Source organism: Mesorhizobium sp. M1A.F.Ca.IN.020.06.1.1 (assembly GCF_004023265.1).
Taxonomy (GTDB): domain Bacteria; phylum Pseudomonadota; class Alphaproteobacteria; order Rhizobiales; family Rhizobiaceae; genus Mesorhizobium.
Genome location: NZ_RZSR01001500.1, coordinates 1 through 866, shown reverse-complemented (window position 1 = coordinate 866; position 866 = coordinate 1). Strand labels below are relative to the sequence as shown.

1 protein-coding gene is annotated in these 866 nt (G+C 56.7%); it reads left to right on the top strand.

Annotation, left to right across the window (positions count from 1 at the left end):
* Entirely contained in the window at positions 1 to 144 is a 144-nt protein-coding gene (locus EOA60_RS39800) for an Lrp/AsnC ligand binding domain-containing protein (RefSeq protein ID WP_281060813.1), read from the top strand.
* Positions 145 to 866: the final 722 nt, after the last annotated feature.

Genomic DNA, 866 nt, shown 5'->3' with positions numbered 1-866 from the left:
GTGCACACTACGAACGGTATGTGGGATCTGATTGCGGAAATCGAAGTTCCCAACATGAGCGAGTTCAACCGCCTTGTTACGGGCGTTCGCGTGATGGAAGGCATCGCGAAATCGGAGACGCATCTTTTTCTGGGGCCAGCATAACCAACATCACTGCTCTGATGAGTGCGCCGATGATCGCCTGACAAAAAGAGAAGAATATCTGCTGATTGCGTCAGAGGAGTGCGCCTTTCCAGCTAGCCAGATCGTGTGTGCCAGAGGACTGTACCAGCCGCAACTTCGCGCCGTCAGCTAGCAGTTTCTCATGCTGCAAGTCCCGTCCGAAAAGCACTTGTTCTATTCGTCAGCGTCGAGAACATTGTGCGTCTCCTACATCACGTCGGCGTGGAACGGATGCTGCTTGAATTGCCCCGACGTGATCGGATTTCGGTCACGATATCGGCGTGGTGCGCCTCCGCCAGACCGGTGACCCCGGCGCTCCATCACCCAAATCAACCGGATCACTGCTGTTTCCATCCGTCCGCAGTCGCCCCGACTGCTTGAGGGTTAGAACCTTCGGCACTCGCGGCTCAGTGCCTGCGACATGCCCAGCCTCCACTCCGGTCAGCTGTTCGCGCCGATCCGGCGTCCCGAATTCCAGACTTTGAGCTTGATCTCTTGACATGCCATATATATCGGTTATACCAACCATACTTGCAACCATTAGCGCGGGAGGAGGAACGGCGCAATAGGGGATGCTTTCCGCAAGAGGCGCGATGTCGGCGCTGGTCGGTGACTCTACTTTCACTGAAGGTTCGTTTCCGTGCGGAGATCGGCAGGACCGCCATAGACCGCTACTGGGTGAGCGAAGATAGGCCGGCCTAGAG